Below are 16,325 nucleotides of genomic sequence, written 5' to 3'. Positions count from 1 at the left end.
GTCGCCCAATCAGCCTCGTAGTCCCTGATCCACAGTCACTGACCGAGAAGACAAAAGAAACAGAGAGAGAAAGCTGAAAAACAACCGGCACCTATTGACAGGTCAATCCATACCAGGAGCCCACCCCTGTGGGCGATGTCAAATCCCGCTGGGCCGTTTGAGTGCCGTTGCACGATCGGTGCTTAGAAACTCTACCTCACGGCTTTGGCCCTCCTTGCGCACCGTGAGGGTCAAGCGGCTGCCCGCTGGCCCCAAGGCCCGCAGGCGGCGGTAAAAGTCAGGCAGGTCCTGCAGCATTTGGCCTTGCAGGGCCAGCAAGGTGTCGCCCACGGCAATGCCCGCCAGCGCGGCCGGGCTGTCGGGCGATACACGCAATACGGCCAAGCCTCCGCTGGGCAGGCGCTGGCTGGTGATGCCCAGCCAGGGCGTGGCCGGGCCAGTGCGTTTGCCGCTGCGCACCAAGTCAGGCAGAGGGTCTTTGAGCAGGTTCACCGGCACAAACAAATTGCCCGGCAACGGGACTTGGTCGCCAAACACGTCTTGCACCAACAAGGAGCCGATGCCGACCAATCGGCCTTGGTCGTCGAACAAGCCCGCGCCACTCCAGTTGTTCACCGCGGGCAGCGTCATCAGGGGGGCTTCCAAAAGGTATTCCCAACTGCCTGCGAAGACCTTTCTGGAGACCAACTCCAGCTCGGTGGGGGCGCTCTCGCTTTGACCCAGCGTCCAGAGCTTACCGGGTGTGGGCAGGCTGTCCGAGTCGCCCAGTGGCACGGCATCCAGGCGCAAGGGAATCAAAGTGCGGATCAGCCCCAGGCCACTGAGGTTGTCCACTGCCCGCACTTGTCCTGGAATGCGACGGCCCTGGTGGTCGATCAGGTCCACGCTTTCGGCCTCCAGCAGCAGGTAGCCAATGGTCAGCACCAGGTCGGGGCCAATCACCACGCCCGTGCCTTCGCGGCGCTGGCCCAGAGTGCGACTGGTGTTGGCCTGCGCATCGCTGCGGCTTTGCACCGTCACCACAGATTGCATGACCCTCTGAAGAGGCTCTGGCGGCAAGGTGATGGTTTCGCCTGGCTTGGCTTCAAGCGGGCTGACAGGCTGCGCCCAAGCCAGCGTGCAAAACAACAAGACTGCGCATAAAACGGTCAAGAACCGGTGATGCATGCCCATCCCCTAGAAAAATTGGCGCTACAGCAGCGCAAATCTATTTTGTGCCTTGCCTCTTAACCCCATGCACGGAAAGCCTAATGATCCAGCGCTTTGACGTTATCAAATGTCGGCGAAAGCGGATGGACCCCGGGTCTTCGCCCGGGGTGACAGACAGAGGGATTGGCCCCGGGCCTCCGCCCGGGGTGACAGCAGCAGGGGCTGCGCTGACCATTCAACTTCGTCAGGCCGGAAAGCGCTCGCGCAATTTGAGCTTGTAAAACTTGCCCGTGGAGGTGCGGGGCACGGCGTCGATAAACTCATAGCGGTCGGGCGCCTGCCACTTGGCAAAGCCGTGTTGAAGCAGGTGCGCGGCAAAGTCTTCGGGCCGGGGCGCTTTGCCAGGTTTGAGCACGATGCAAGCCAGCGGCCGCTCGCTCCACTTGGGGTCAGGGATGGCGATCACCGCCGCTTCGGCCACGTCGGGGTGGGCCATCAGGGCGTTTTCAAGATCGACCGAGCTGATCCATTCGCCGCCGGACTTGATCAGGTCTTTGGTGCGGTCGGTGATGCGCACAAAGCCCATGGCGTCCACGCTGGCCACATCGCCCGTGCGCAGCCAGCCGTCGGCGCTGAATTTTTCCTCGTTCACGGGCACCTGGTGGTAGCTGCCAGTGATGAAGGGGCCACGAACCTGGATTTCGCCAACATGCTGGCCATCCCAGGGGGCGTCTTGCCCGTCTTCGCCCCGTATGCGCAGCTCGGTCAGTGGCACAGGCACGCCCGCCATGGCGGCGCGTCGGTAGCGCTCGTCCATTGACGCGTTCTTGAGCTCCGACTTGGGGTAAGACACGGTGCACAAAGGCGAGGTTTCGGTCATGCCCCAGCCTTGCAAAAGCCAAATGTCGTGCCGGTCAAAGGCGCGGATCAGCGCCTCCGGCACGGCCGCGCCCCCCACCAAAGAGCGCATACCGGCGGGCAGCTTCCAACGGCCCGGCTGGGTGGTTTGCGCGGCCTCAAAAGCCTGGATCAGGCCCATCCAGATGGTGGGCACGCCCAGCGACAGCGTGGGCGGTTCGGCCGTCATCAGGTCCAACAAATCCTCCGGGTGCAGGTGCGGCCCGGGGAACACAAGCTTGACGCCCATCATCACGGCGCCGTAGGGGATGCCCCAGCTGTTGGCGTGGAACATGGGGGTGACGGGCAAGACGACGTCGCTGCCTTTGAGGGCCCAAAAGTCGCCCAAACAGCCCACCAGGGTGTGCAAGATGGTGGAGCGGTGCGAGTACACCACGCCCTTGGGTCGACCCGTGGTGCCCGAGGTGTAGCACATCGACACCGCATCGTCTTCGGCATGCGGGGCGTATTGAAAGCCCTGGGCGTCTGTGCTGGCCAGCAGCTGTTCATAGTCGGTGAAGGGAACGGGCACGGCTGCACCGGAGAAGGGAAACACGATCACGTGTTCGAAGTGGTACAGGTGCGCAAACTGCTGGTACAGCGGCAGCAACACGTCGTCGATGATCAGTACTTTGTCTTGTGCGTCGCCCGCGATCCAGGCGATCTCTTCGGGCGACAGGCGCAGGTTGAGGGTGTGCATCACGCCACCTGCGGCCGGAATGCCGAAATAACACTCCAGGTGCGCGTGGTGGTTCCAGCACAACGTGGCCACGCGTTCGCCTTTTTGCAGCCCCAGGTTTTGCAGGGCTTGCGCCAGTTGACGGGTGCGTTGGTAAAACGCGCCGTAGCTGTGCCGGCGCAGCGACTTGTCGGGCAGGCGCGAGACGATCTCGTTGCTGGCAAACAAAGTGCCTGCGCGTTCGAGCAAGTGGTTCAGCGACAGCGGCACCTGCATCATGGTGCTGCAGATGGGGGGCTGGGCAGGGGCTGGTGAGGTTACTGTGGTCATGAAGGGCGTGGGTTGAACGGGTCAGCCCAAATCATGCGGCCCACCGTGCCCCGCTTGGGCTAGGGAAAACCCAAGGCCCGTGTCACTTGGGTCAAGTCACTTGGGCAAGCTCACTTGGGCAGGTCGCGGGCACCGCTTTCGGGGCGGTACATCTTGAAGAGTTGTTCCGGTCCGATGCTGAAGTAGTCGGCTGGGCCTCCCCCGCGCAAGATGTGCCCCGCATTGGCCGTGTCGTAGACCCCGTTGTTCAGCAGCCGCTGGTCGATGTGGACGCCCACCACCTGGCCAAACACCATCCAGGTCTCGATCTTTTTGCCGTCCAGATTTTCGAGTTGCAGGATTTGTGTGCAGCGGCATTCAAAGCTCACTGGGCTTTCGGCCACACGCGGCACGCTCACGATGCGTGAGGGCTCTGGGCTCAAGCCCGCCAATTCAAACTCGCTCACCTCGGGCGCCACCGCCTCGCAGGTCTGGTTCATCACCTCGGCCAAGTCACGCGTGACCAGGTTCCAGACAAACTCACCCGTGGCTTCGATGTTGTTGAACGAGTCCTTGCGCCCGACACTGGAAAACCCGATCAGCGGGGGCACGTAGTTGAAGGCGTTGAAAAAACTGTAGGGCGCCAGATTGAGCACCCCGCTGGCGCTGCGGCTGGACACCCAACCAATGGGGCGGGGACCCACGATCGAGTTGAACGGGTCGTGCTTGAGGCCGTGGCCCAGATGGGGTTCGTAAAAGTGCATCATGACTGGACTTTAAATTGAGGTGGGGTTCAAACCAGTCATGTGCATGACAAACCGACAGTTGACCTGGGGTGTGGGACGAACTGGCGTTGGGCCTTTTTGTTCGGTCAGGGGTTAAGGGCTGGCCTGTCGTCGTGCCAGTTGATCCATCGCAGGCCCGGTACCCGAGAAAACTCGCGCACATTGCGCGTGATGAGTGTGGCCTGATGGCGCATGACTGTGGCCGCTATCAAGGTGTCGTGTGGGCCGATGGGTGTACCTGCCGCTTCCAAAGCGATGCGAATTTTGGCGGCCTGCAAGGCACATTCATCATCAAAGGGCAGCATTTGCATGGGTCGAAGAAATTGTGCCAAGGCGACCAAGCGAGGTTCGGCCGCTTCTTTGGGTAAGCGCATGAGTCCGTAGCGTAACTCGTACGCCACAACGGCCGAAACGCCAAGCGTGCCTGGCCTCACCGCTTGCAAGCGAGGCACCACCTGCGGGTCGCCTCTGAAGTAATAGCTGATGGTGTTGCTGTCAAGGATCAACATGGCCGGGCATCAATAAATCAGGCGAGGCACATCGGCAGGCTGGATGCCGGGCGCATCTTCCTTCAAGGGGAAGTCTGCAAAACGGCCCGCCAGCGCCAAGCAATCTTGCGGCCAATCGTGCGCCGCATAAGTGCGGATGATGTCCGCCACCCATCGGCTCTTGGAAACCCCATTGGCTTTGGCGGCTTCATCGACCAGGGCTTGCGTAGCGTCGTCCAAATACAGCGTGATTTGTGCCATGTTCAACTCCGGTATAAAAAAGTATATGTGGGAGTATATGTGCTTTGTACCTGAGTGCCAATTTGGGCCCGACACTCAACGCCAAACAGGGTGCCCAAGCTGTTGAGCCTGTCACCATCGACCTGTTCGAACGGGTGGTCCGAAGGGCCGTAAAACTGATAAATTCTGATCGCTAAAACTTTTCTCTCACCCCTGCGGCAGCGATCGCGATCCGTGCCGACAACCCTTGGAACTCCATGGCCATGAAACCACCACCGCGCCTCGACGCCCCAGGCTTGAAAGCTTTGGCCAAAGCGGCTTCACCCCAAAAATGCCAATGCGCTTTGGGGCCTTGTGCCGGCTGGGAAAGCATGACGGAAGACCGTTGGCCCGGCCCACTAATGACGGCTGTGGGCAGCTTGCGTGCAGCACTCTCTGAAGAGGGAAATGCTGCAGGCAGCGAGCCCACCTTTGAAGAGTTCCACCCTCAAAGCACCCGATACGACAGCCCGCTTGCGCCCTTTGCACCACAATTTTTCCCCTGCAACCGAAGCGATGTTTTTTCTTGCAACCGCTGCCAACGCTTGTTGCTCAGGTACACCGAGTTTGGCGGCTACTACGTGGACCACCGGGTCCGCGCACTGAACGCGGATTTGGTGGTCGACGCATCGCCGCCGGATGCGGCGGCTTGAACTTAGTCGGGTTTGATGCCGTTGTCGCGCACCACTTTGGCCCAGGTGTCGATCTGGCCGTCGATGAAGGTCTTGGCTTTTTCAACACTGCCGCCTGAAATTTCAATGCCCTGAGCCACCAAGCGCTTGGAGACGTCCGGGTTGGCCAGCGCCTTGTTCAGCTCTTCGTTCATGCGTTTGATGATGTCCGGGGGCGTTTTGGATGAGGCCAACAGCGCCCACCAAGCGGGGGCTTCGAAGCCTGCAAAGCCTGCTTCGGCAATGGTCGGGACATCAGGAAAATCGGCGACACGTTTGGCCGATGTCACCGCCAGAGGCCTCAAGCGCTTGCTGTCGATGTGCGGTTTGTTCAAAAATACGGTGGCCATCGACAGGGGGATGTGCCCTGCGATGGCGTCGTTCATCAAGGGGCCACCGCCCTTGAAAGGGACATGGTTGAATTCCATGCCGCCGCTTTTGCCCAACAAAGACATGGCCAAATGCGCCAGACTGCCATTGCCAATGGAGCCATAAGAGACGTTCTTTTTGGCCTTGGCTGCGGCCACCACATCGGCAAAGGTTTTGTATTCGGTGTTGGCGTGCGTGGTCAGCATCATGGCCGAAGTACCCACCAGAATCAGAGGGGTCAAGTCCCTTTTGCTGTCGTACGGCATGTTGGGCATCAGGCTTTGGTTGACGCCATGCGTGTCGAACACCACCGCAAAGGTATAGCCATCGGCGGGGGCGCTGAGCACGCCCGCCGTGCCGATCACGCCCGATGCGCCGCCTTTGTTTTCGACCACCACGCTTTGGCCCAGTTGCTGAGACAAGGGGCCAGACAAAATGCGCGCCACTTGGTCCACCGATCCACCAGGCGGGAACACGGCCACCAGTTTGATGGGCTGTTTACTGGGCCATGCTTGGGCCCAAGCGCACAGGGGCATGCCGATGGCCAGTAGCGCGCCCGTGAGGCACACCGCGCGTTTGATCCAAGAGACGGTCATGGGGGTTCCTTTTGTATCGATGACCAAAGTATGTTCTGGCTGCAGGTTTTTCTCTTCAGCGTATTCCCTTAAGCGGCTCAGCTCTTTGTGCACCAAGTGCTGGGGCTACAGCAGGTGCCACTTGATGCCACTACTTTGGTATACCTCTGTGGCATGGCTTGCTGAGGTGAAGTTTACCCAAGGTGTGATTTCCCCCCAAACCCCGTGCCCAAAGGTGTGGATAAGTCCTTGCACAACTGCGCCAAGCCGCATCCTGATTGGCGTGGCAGCTGGTGCTTAAAAATTGGGCAATGCAGGGTTCATGTCATGAGCCTGGTGGCGGGCACGATTGCGGCTATTCTTGTCTCTTCGCTTCCATGTCTGCACTTGTTCACCGCATGTCTGTCTCCACCATTTCCCCCGGTTTCATAGCCTTGCACAGCCACCGCTCCGAGCGGCTGGCCGACACCCTGACGGGTTGGTTGCGTGCGCACCCGTTGCACCCGCTCGAGAGTGAAGTGGTGCTGGTGCAAAGCAACGGCATGGCCGAGTGGATCAAGATCGAGCTGGCGCGCCAGGCTGGCGTGTGCGCGGCCACGCGGGTGGAGTTGCCTTCGCGCTTTTTGTGGCGCACTTACCGGCAGGTGCTGGGCGCGCACAATGTGCCGCCCGACTCGCCGCTGGACAAACTGCCCATGACCTGGCGGCTGATGGCTTTGTTGCCGAGCTGCTTGGGTGACCCCGCCTTCAAGCCCGTGGCGGGTTTTTTGCGGGGCGATGAGCCGGACCGCCTGCTGCAACTGGCGAGCCGCTTGGCGGATTTGTTTGACCAGTACCAGATTTACCGCCCTGACTGGCTGCAGGACTGGGCCGCCGGACGTGATGTACTGCGCAAGGCCGCAGGTTCGGACACGCTGGCCGAAGACCAACTTTGGCAGGCCGAGTTGTGGCGGCGCGTGCTGGCCACACTCGATGATGCCCAGCGCCAAGCCACCCGCCCAGCGCTGCATGCGCGGGCGCTGGCGCACCTGCAGTCGAGCTTGCCGCTGGCCAGCGCCGTGGCGCGGCGGGTGTCGGTGTTTGGCATGAGCCACATGCCGGGACAACTGCTGGAGATGCTGGCGGCGCTGGCCACGCACAGTCAGGTGATGCTGGCCGTGCCCAACCCGTGCCAGTACCACTGGGGCGATATCATCGACGGGCGCGAATGGCTGCAAGCCGAGCGGCGTCGCCACGCTTACCGGGGCGAGGCCTTGGCCAGTTTGCCGCTGGCGCAGATGCACTTGCATGCGCCCACGCTGTTGGCCGCTTGGGGCCGCCAGGGGCGCGACTTCATCCGCCAGCTCGACGCCTTTGACGACCTGCAAGCGGCCCAGCAACTCACGCAGTGGCCGCGCCTGGACTTTTTTGACGATGTGCCTGGCGAAGACGGCACGCGCTTGCTGGCGCAGTTGCAGCGGCGCATCCGCGACCTGGAGCCGTCCAGCGGTGGTACGGCGCCTGAGCTATTGGTAACAGGCGATGAATCGGTCGTTTTCAAAATCGCCCACAGCCCGGTGCGCGAACTGGAGGTATTGCACGACCAACTGCTGCAGTGGTTCCATACCCCGCCGGGCGATCAACCTGTGTCACCTCGCGACGTGGTGGTCATGGTGCCCGACATCGAAACCATGGCCCCGGCGATCCGTGCCGTGTTTGGCCAGTACAAGCGCGCCGATGCGCGCTTCATCCCTTACGACATTGCCGACTTGGGCGCGCAGGCCACAAGTGGGCTGATTCATGCGGTGGAGTGGTTGCTGGCCTTGCCGCAGCAGCGCAGCCGCATGAGCGAACTGGTCGAGCTGCTCGAAGTGCCAGCGCTGGCCGCCCGCTTTGGTTTGAACGAAGACGGCCTGCCCACGCTGCTGCGCTGGATGGCCGGATCGGGCATCCGCTGGGGCCTGTCGGCCGAGCATCGCGCAGGCCTGGGGCTGGGCATGTGCGGCGACGACAACTCGGCGTTGTTTGGCGTTCAGCGCATGCTCATGGGTTATGCCTGCGGGGCAGACCCTGTGAATGTCGATGCGCCCGGTGCCACGCCTTACCCCGAAGTGGGCGGGCTGGACGCTGAGCTGGCCGGGTCTTTGGCGCACCTGCTGCAGGCCTTGATCGACTGGTGGCAAACCTGCACGCAAGAGGCCAAGCCCGCGCAATGGGCTGAGCGAGGCCGAGCCTTGCTGGCCGCGATGTTCAAGCCGCGAGACGACAACGACCGCAACGCGATCGCGGCGCTCGACCAGGCGCTGACCGATTGGGTGCGCGCCTGCGTCGAGGCTGGTTTTGCAGAGGCCGTGCCGCTGGCGGTGGTGCGATCAGCCTGGCTCGAGGCGCTCAAAACGCCCCGGCTGGAACAACGCTTTCGGGCTGGGGGCGTGACCTTTTGCACGCTCATGCCCATGCGGGCGATCCCATTCAAGGCGGTGTGCCTGCTGGGCATGAACGACGGCGACTACCCGCGCCGCAGCCCGCGTGCCGACTTTGACCTGATGGGCCTGCCCGGCATGAGCCGCCCCGGCGACCGTTCGCGCCGCGATGACGACCGCCAGCTCATGCTCGAAGCCCTGCTTTCGGCGCGCCAAGTGCTTTATGTCAGCTGGAGCGGCCGCAGCGTGCGCGACAACAGCGAACAACCGCCTTCGGTGCTGGTCTCGCAACTGCGTGACGAGATCGACCTGCTGTGGGGCAAGGGCACGGCCGGGCGCCTGACCACGGAGCACCCGCTGCAAGCCTTCAGCCGCACTTATTTTGAAGAGGACAGTGGTTTGCAGACCTATGCCAAAGAGTGGCGTGCGGCGCAGAGCACTTCCCCCGCAGGCGTGGTGTCCGACCGCGAAGCCCTTGCCGAAAAGCCATCGCGGTCAGAGACCGCTCTTACCGGATCATCGGTCGACTTGCTGCCCCCGCTCGAATCCGCGCAGGGCGTGCCCGTCATCACGCTCACCCAACTCACCCGTTTTCTGCGCAAGCCGGTGGGCGCGTTTTTCCGCGAGCGATTGCAGGTGCATCTGGAGGACGAACGCAGCGAATTGCATGACGAAGAGCTGTTTGGGCTGGCGGGCCTGGACCTGTACCAGTTGATCGACCACGAGCTGCAGCATGTGCCCACCGAGTTGAGCGCCGACACCTTGTCCGCGCATGTGCAGCAGGTGGTGCAGCGCCTGTGTCAAGCCGGGGCCTTGCCGCTGGCGGGCGTGGGCAAGCTCGCCGCAGAACATCTCAAGGCCCGCCTGCAGGCTATGTTGGGCGCAGCGTTGCGCGAGCGGCAGGTTTATCCCGAAGCGGCCGAGCGGCTGTTGGTGGACCTGGGCCACCCCCAAGTGGCCTTGCAAGACGCGCTGGGCGATGTGGGTGTGGGCGAGGGAGGTCAAATGTCCTTGCACCTGCGCGCCAGCGACCTGGCCAACCTGAAAACCAAAACACCACAGGCCCATCCGGACAAGCTGATCGACATTTGGCTGCTCTCTCTGGCCGCTGCCGCCATGGACCAGCCCTTGCGGTGTGTGGTGGTGGGCCGCAACGCCGTGCTGCGCATGGCCGAGCCAGAGCCAGAGGCCGCCCGCGCCCAGTTGACCGTGCTGTTGGCCGTTTGGGCTGAGGGCATGTGTTGGCCGCTGCCGCTGCCGCCCGGTGTGGCGCTGCAGTGGCTCAAAGACCCGGACAACCCCAACGCGCTGGCCGATGCTTACGAGGGCAGTGACTTCAAGCGCGCAGAAAAAGACAAAGACCCGGCACTGGCCCGCACCTATGCCACGGTGGAGGACTTGCTGGAGACGGGCGCTTTCGAGCGCTTGGTCCAAACCGTTTACGCGCCCTTGAAGGCCTGGGCCGAGCAAGCCGAGATCGAGGCCTTACCCGATGCGTTGCACGACAGCGAAGAGGGAGAGCTGGCATGAGCACCACCCACACTCCCACCCCCCACGCCCCCCACGCCCTCAATGCGCACACCTTTCCCCTGCGCGGCAGCCACCTGATCGAGGCGAGCGCAGGCACGGGCAAGACCTGGACCATTGCCGCGCTGTATGTGCGCCTGGTGCTGGGCCACGGCCAAGAGGGCACCACACCTGTGCGCCCCATGCTGCCGCAAGACGTGTTGGTGATGACCTTCACCCGCGCCGCCACCCGCGAGCTGTCGGATCGCATCCGAGCCCGCTTGACCGAGGCGGCGCAGGTGTTCCGGGGCATGGCCACAACCGACGACGCCTTCCTGCAGCAACTGAAAGACGAGTACCCCGAAGGCGAGCTGCGCGAGCAAGCCGCGCACCGCTTGGCGCTGGCCGCGCAGGCCATGGACGACGCGGCCGTTTACACCATCGACGCCTGGTGCCAGCGCATGCTGCGCGAACACGCGTTTGACAGCGGCAGCTTGTTTGAAGAAAACCTGGTGGGCGACGAAGCCGCGCTGCGACTCGAAGCTGTGCAGGACTACTGGCGTCAGCAGCTCTACCCCATGGGCACGGCCTTGGTGACGCAGGTGCTGGACGTTTGGCGCGATGTGCCCGCGCTTGAACAAGACATGCGCGCCCTGATGGCTGTGCCGCTGGACGATGCCGAACCCGGCACGCTGGCGCAGGTGTTGGGTGCGGCGCAGGCCGAGCGCGACGCGCAACTGCAGGCCCTCAAACTGGGCTGGGACGTGAAGGCCGACAATTTGTTGGGTTGGATCGAGGCGCAGCTGGAGCATCACAAATCCAGCTGGGATGGACGCAAGCTGACGTACAAAAAAAGCGCCGAGTGGTTGGCCCTGCTCAAAGACTGGGCGCAAGGGCCAGAAGATGGCAAGCGCCTTGAAAAAGCCATGAAAGCCGGCTGGGCGCGCTTCACGCCCCAAGGCCTGCTCGAATGCCGAAAGCCCGGCGAAGCGCCCGTGGATTGGCCGCCAGAGTCTCAAGCCTATTCCGATCTGCAAGCCGCTTTGTTGACCTTGCCCGATCCCACCCAAGTCGCCCGCCTGCACGCCCGCACCCATGTGCTGCAGCGCATGGCCGAGCTCAAGCGGCACAGCGGTTTGTTTGGTTTTGCCGACATGCTGCAGCGCCTCGATGTCGCGCTGGCCGACCCGGAGGCGGGCGAGCGCTTGGCGCAGCGCCTGCGCGAGCAGTTCCCGGTGGCGATGATCGACGAGTTTCAGGACACCTCGCCGCTGCAGTTCCGCATCTTTGACCGCATCTACCGCACGGCCGAGAACCTGCCTGAGATCGCGCTGTTGTTGATCGGCGACCCCAAACAATCGATCTACGGTTTTCGGGGCGCGGACATTCACAGCTACTTGGCTGCGCGCCGCGCCACCGCAGGCCGTCACCATGTGCTGGGCACGAACTTCCGCTCCACGAAAGCGGTGGTGGCGGTGGTCAACCGCTGGTTTGAGATTTCGAAAGACGCTTTTGGCTACCGCCAAGGCGATCAAGATGATCAAGATCCATTGCCCTTCCAGCCCGTGAGCGCGAAGGGCCGCGATGAAATCTTCAAAACCAGCGCAGGCGATGTACAAGCCATGACCGTGGTGCACGACGCCACTTTGCGCAGCACACGCGATGCGCAGACGCATTTGTCGTCCCTGTGCGCCGAGCAAATCGTGGCCTGGCTGAGCGACCCACAAGCGCGTTTTGCCGATGCACAAAACGGCGACAAACCCTTGCAGCCCAAAGACATTGCCGTGCTGGTGCGCACCGGCAAAGAGGCCGCCGCCGTGCGCGACGCGCTGCGGGTGCGTGGCGTGGCCTCGGTGTATTTGTCAGACCGCGACTCGGTGTTTGCCAGCGACGAAGCGCAAGACCTGTGCCTGTGGCTGCGCGGCGTGGCCGAGCCGCAAGACATGCGCCGGGTGCGTGCTGCGCTGGGCACGCGCACGGTAGGCCTGTCGTTGGCCGAGCTGTACGACCTGGCCACGCAAGACGAATTGCTGGACACCCGCGCCGAGCAAATGCGCGAGCTGCACCAAACTTGGCAAAGCCAAGGCGTGCTGGCCATGCTGCGCCAGTCGCTGCATGTGCTGAAGTTGGCCGGGCGCTGGCGCGGCCAGAGCGACGGCGAGCGGCGTCTGACCAATGTGCTGCATTTGGCTGAATTGCTGCAAGCGGCCAGCAGCCAGATCGATGGCGAGCAGGCCCTGATCCGCTGGCTGGCCCAGCAAATGGACGAAGCGCAGTCGGGCAACACCAGCGGTGGCGAAGAGCAAACCGTGCGGCTCGAAAGCGATGAAGACCTGGTCAAGGTCATCACCATCCACGCCAGCAAGGGCTTGGAGTACCCGGTCGTGTGCCTGCCTTTTGCGCACAGCCACCGCGTGGTCACGGCCGACAAAGCCGCAGTGCTCCAATTGGACGATGGCGAGGGCGAGCGCCACTGGACGCTGGACTTCGACAAGGAAGACTCCAAGCTCGCTGACCACGACCGCCTGCGAGAAGACCTGCGCCTGTGGTACGTGGCGCTCACGCGGGCTTGCCATGCCCTGTGGGTGGGCTGGAGCGCAGTCAAACGCGGCAACGGCAAAACCTGCGTGAACCACACCTGCGCCGCCGGGCATTTGCTGAGCAGCGGTCAAGAATGTGAGGCCGCCGATTGGCTGAACAAGTTGCAAGCCCTGCAGACGGATGCGCAAGGCCAGGCCTTGTCGGTGCACATGCAAGTCGCCCCCGCCGATGTGCCGCTGACACTGTGGCAAAAACCTGCGCAAACCACCGCACTGCGCGAGGCGCTGAACTGCACCGCCCGCATCGACAAGTCGTGGACCATCGCGAGTTTTTCGCGCCTGACGCGTGACCTGTCCTCGCAGACCCTGACGCCCTTGGTCTTGCACCTGAATCCGCCGCGCCCCGCCGACGACGAACCGCCTGAGGATGCGGCCATGCCCATGGCCTCGGTGGCCAGCCCCGGTGCTTCGGCCCCGTGGCACGGCTTTGCCAAAGGCCCCACGGCAGGCAACTTTTTGCACGACCAACTCGAATGGTTGGCGGCCGATGGCTTTGCGCTCGATGCGTCCAAGGCCGAGCGCCTGAAACACCGCTGCGAGAACGCAGGCTATGCAGCCCAGGCCGACCTCGTGCTGCAGTGGCTCAGCCGAGTGGTGGCCCAACCTTTGCGCGGTCCGAACGCGCCGCTGAACGCTCTGGGTGACCTGCTGCCCGAGATGGAATTTTGGTTGCCCGCCGAGCGTCTGCATGCACGCCAGGTCGATGCCCTGTGCCAGCAGTACCTGTTGCCCGGTGTGAGCCGTCCGCAGCTGCCCGATGCGCAACTGCACGGCATGCTGATGGGCTTTGCCGATCTGGTGTTCGAGCACGAAGGTCGCTATTGGGTACTCGACTACAAATCGAATTACTTGGGGGCCGATGACGCGGCGTACACCGCACAGGCCCTGGATGCGTCCATGGCCCAGCACCGCTATGAGGTGCAGGCTGCGCTCTACATGCTGGCGCTGCACCGCTTGTTGCGCGCCCGTTTAGGAACTGCCTACGACCCGGCGCAGCAGCTGGGCGGTGCGGTGTATTTGTTTTTGCGCGGCATCGACGGGCCTGCGGGGGGCTGCTGCACCTTGCCCGCGCCACTGGCATTGCTCGATGGCCTGGATGCCATGTTGAACAGCGAGGTGGTGGCATGGGTTTGAAAAATTCATCACGCCTCACGAATGTGCCCACCGCGCAAATGGATTGGCTCAAGGACCTGCCCGCCCAGGGCTTGAACGCTCTCCAAACCCTGCAATGGCTGAATCTGTGGACCGGCCAAGGCCTGCTGCGCCACATCGACAGCGCTTTCGCCGCGCAAGTGCTGCGGCTCGATGCCGGGGCGCCTGCACCTTTGCTGGTGGCTGCGGCCATGTTGGCGCACATGGAAGGTCGAGGCCACACCTGTCTGCCTTTGGCCGATCTGTGTCAGCCGCCCGTGGCCTTGCTGGCCTGGCCTGCGGCGGCGGTGGACGGTGCGCAGGGCCTGAAGGCCTTGTGGACGCACCTGCCCGCCACGCTGGTCGATTGGCAAACAGCTTTGCAGGGCACTGTGTCAGGCCCGTGTTGGCGTGGGGTCGATGCCCCCGACCAAGGCCAACCGCTGGTGCTGGGCGGATCGGCCGATGCGCCGATCTTGTACTTGCGCCGCTATGCGGGCTATGAGCAGCGCGTGGGCCAGAACCTGTTGCAGCGTGCCAGCGAGTTACTGGCCGTGCCCGAAGCGGCGGCACGTGAATGGCTGGACCGCTTCTTTGTGCCAAACCCCGAAGAACCCACCCCCCAAGCGCACAACCTCACCGACTGGCAGAAAGTGGCCTGCGCCGTGGCGCTGCGCGCGCGGCTGTCGGTCATCACGGGTGGGCCCGGCACCGGCAAGACCTACACCGCCGCCCGTTTGCTGGCGCTGCTGTTGGCGCTGCACCCCGATGGCAGCCCGTTGCGCGTGGCGCTGGCAGCGCCCACGGGCAAGGCGGCGGCGCGCCTGAAGCAGTCGATCGACGATGCCCTGACCCGCTTGCCCGTGCCCGCTGATGCGGGCTTGGACCTGAGCGCGCTGATCGCCCGCATGGGCCCGGCGCGCACGCTGCACGCGTTGCTGGGCGCGCGGCCCGACACCCGGGCTTTTCGCCACCACGCCGCCAACCCGCTCGATGTGGATGTGCTGATCGTGGACGAGGCTTCGATGGTGCACTTGGAAATGATGGACGCGCTGCTGTTGGCCTTGCCGCCCACGGCGCGCTTGGTGCTGTTGGGCGACAAAGACCAGCTGGCCTCGGTTGAAGCCGGGGCTGTGCTTGGCGACTTGTGCCAAGACGCGGCAGCGGGCCGCTACAGCGCGGCCACGGTGCAGTTTGTGCAGCACGCAGCCGGGCAGACATTGGCTGCCGAATTTGTGCTTCCTGACCCGGCCCCCGTGCTGGCCCAGCAAACTGTGATGCTGCGCCAAAGCCGCCGCTTCAAAGGGGCCATTGGCCAATTGGCGCTGGCCGTGAATTTGGGCGACGCGACGGCTGCCCGCGCCTGCTTGGCTGGCCCAGGCAACGCTGTGACCTCGCCGGTGCTGGCGCTCCAGCCGAGCAGCCCCCAAGCCGTGTGCGCCTTGGCGCTTGGCGCAGCGGGAAAGCCTTCGTATGCCGATTACCTGCGGCTTTTGCAAAACGGCCCGGCAAGGCGGGGCGCTGAGGTGTCAAGCGAAAGCCACGCCCAATGGGTGGGCAACGTGCTCCAGGCCTTCGAACGGTTTCGCATTTTGTGCGCGGTACACCAAGGCGACTGGGGCACGCAAGCGCTGAATGTGGCGGTGCAAAAAGCCCTGGCCGATGCGGGCCTGCTGCAAGTCAAAGGCGAGTGGTACGAGGGGCGGCCCGTCATGGTCACGCGCAACGATGCGCAGTTGGGCGTTTTCAACGGCGACGTGGGCGTGGTGTTGCCGGGTACCGAAGGCAAGCCCAAGGTCTGGTTTTTGGACGGTGAAGCCTTGCGTTCGGTGAGCGTCATGCGCTTGGCGCAGGTCGACACCGCGTTTGTCATGACGGTGCACAAAAGCCAGGGCTCGGAGTTCGAGCACACCGCTTTGGTGCTGCCGCCAGGTGGCGCCGAGGTGCTCAGCCGCGAGCTGGTCTACACCGGGCTCACGCGGGCACGCGAGCAGTTCACTTTGGTCGAGGCCGAAGCCGGTTTGCTCGAAGCAGCCATTAACCGCCCCAGCGTGCGCGCCAGCGGTTTGAGCCAATGGTGGTTTTGATCACTCGGGCACAGCGCTGAAGAGCTGAAGAGCTGAAGAGCTGCCCCCGAAGTCCTCAACTGGCAAAGCCTTCGCACGCGCCCGCATTGGCCTTGCCCCGGCATTCGCGCAGCAGGCGTTTGTCGCGTTCGGCTTTACTTTCGCCCGAGCCGGACGGGGCCGGTTTAGGTGGCTTAGGTGGTTTGGCTGCTTTGGGTTTTTGGGGTTTTGCCGTTTTTTCTGCAGAGGTGACGGCCGTGAAGCTGTCTGCTGCGGCGCTGGCAGGGGGCATGGCCAGCAAGCAAAGTCCACATCCGAGGCTCGCAAGTGTTGACGATAAATGCCGTGTGTTCATGGCGATCTCCCTGTCTTTTGTTGTGGTTCTCATCATAGGCAAGCGCAGCTTTTGCGCAAGTGGC

The 16,325-nt window shown here is 63.3% G+C and carries 11 protein-coding genes; 4 read left to right on the top strand and 7 right to left on the bottom strand.

From position 1 onward, the window contains the following. Nucleotides 1-138 precede the first annotated feature (138 nt). The 5 genes from B9Z49_RS13385 to B9Z49_RS13365 form a co-directional block, all read right to left on the bottom strand. Nucleotides 139-1,167, bottom strand: a complete 1,029-nt coding sequence (locus B9Z49_RS13385) for a S1C family serine protease (protein ID WP_158273499.1) — start codon at nucleotides 1,165-1,167, stop codon at nucleotides 139-141. 226 nt (nucleotides 1,168-1,393) lie between these two features. Further along, a complete protein-coding gene (locus B9Z49_RS13380) occupies nucleotides 1,394-3,055 on the bottom strand; it encodes a long-chain fatty acid--CoA ligase (protein WP_108353941.1) in 1,662 nt (553 codons plus the stop codon). 110 nt (nucleotides 3,056-3,165) lie between these two features. Next, a complete protein-coding gene (locus B9Z49_RS13375; protein ID WP_108353940.1) occupies nucleotides 3,166-3,801 on the bottom strand; it encodes a flavin reductase family protein in 636 nt (211 codons plus the stop codon). A 104-nt stretch (nucleotides 3,802-3,905) separates the two neighbouring features. Continuing rightward, nucleotides 3,906-4,328: a type II toxin-antitoxin system VapC family toxin gene (locus tag B9Z49_RS13370; protein WP_108353939.1), complete on the bottom strand. Its 423-nt coding sequence runs from the start codon at nucleotides 4,326-4,328 to the stop codon at nucleotides 3,906-3,908. A gap of 9 nt (nucleotides 4,329-4,337) precedes the next feature. Beyond that, the gene (locus B9Z49_RS13365) at nucleotides 4,338-4,568 is read right to left on the bottom strand and encodes a CopG family transcriptional regulator (RefSeq protein WP_108353938.1); all 231 of its coding nucleotides are present in this window, start codon (nucleotides 4,566-4,568) and stop codon (nucleotides 4,338-4,340) included. Between the two features lie 242 nt (nucleotides 4,569-4,810). Between B9Z49_RS13365 and B9Z49_RS13360 the strand changes: the two genes are divergently transcribed. After that, complete coding sequence (locus B9Z49_RS13360) at nucleotides 4,811-5,239, top strand: hypothetical protein (RefSeq protein WP_108353964.1); 429 nt, start codon at nucleotides 4,811-4,813, stop codon at nucleotides 5,237-5,239. A gap of 2 nt (nucleotides 5,240-5,241) precedes the next feature. On the opposite strand, the gene B9Z49_RS13355 is transcribed toward B9Z49_RS13360, so the two are convergent. After that, nucleotides 5,242-6,222, bottom strand: a complete 981-nt coding sequence (locus B9Z49_RS13355) for a tripartite tricarboxylate transporter substrate binding protein (protein WP_108353937.1) — start codon at nucleotides 6,220-6,222, stop codon at nucleotides 5,242-5,244. A gap of 377 nt (nucleotides 6,223-6,599) precedes the next feature. Between B9Z49_RS13355 and recC the strand changes: the two genes are divergently transcribed. Genes recC through recD form a run of 3 tightly spaced genes read left to right on the top strand, consistent with a single transcriptional unit; the run spans nucleotide 6,600 to nucleotide 15,927 of the window. After that, on the top strand, nucleotides 6,600-10,133 hold the full coding sequence (recC, locus tag B9Z49_RS13350; protein WP_108353936.1) for an exodeoxyribonuclease V subunit gamma: 3,534 nt from the start codon (nucleotides 6,600-6,602) through the stop codon (nucleotides 10,131-10,133). Next, on the top strand, nucleotides 10,130-13,843 hold the full coding sequence (gene recB, locus B9Z49_RS13345) for an exodeoxyribonuclease V subunit beta (RefSeq protein ID WP_108353935.1): 3,714 nt from the start codon (nucleotides 10,130-10,132) through the stop codon (nucleotides 13,841-13,843). Before recC ends, recB begins: the two co-directional genes overlap by 4 nt. Next, on the top strand, nucleotides 13,834-15,927 hold the full coding sequence (gene recD, locus B9Z49_RS13340) for an exodeoxyribonuclease V subunit alpha (protein ID WP_108353934.1): 2,094 nt from the start codon (nucleotides 13,834-13,836) through the stop codon (nucleotides 15,925-15,927). The genes recB and recD overlap by 10 nt, the downstream gene beginning before the upstream one ends. Before the next feature lie 55 nt (nucleotides 15,928-15,982). On the opposite strand, the gene B9Z49_RS13335 is transcribed toward recD, so the two are convergent. Beyond that, on the bottom strand, nucleotides 15,983-16,261 hold the full coding sequence (locus B9Z49_RS13335) for a hypothetical protein (RefSeq protein ID WP_199225055.1): 279 nt from the start codon (nucleotides 16,259-16,261) through the stop codon (nucleotides 15,983-15,985). Nucleotides 16,262-16,325: the final 64 nt, after the last annotated feature.

Origin of the sequence: Limnohabitans sp. 2KL-51 (assembly GCF_003063645.1) — a bacterium.
Lineage (GTDB): Bacteria > Pseudomonadota > Gammaproteobacteria > Burkholderiales > Burkholderiaceae_C > Limnohabitans_A.
The sequence above is the reverse complement of the archived record's forward strand: the minus strand, read 5'-3'. Positions and strand labels throughout refer to the sequence as shown.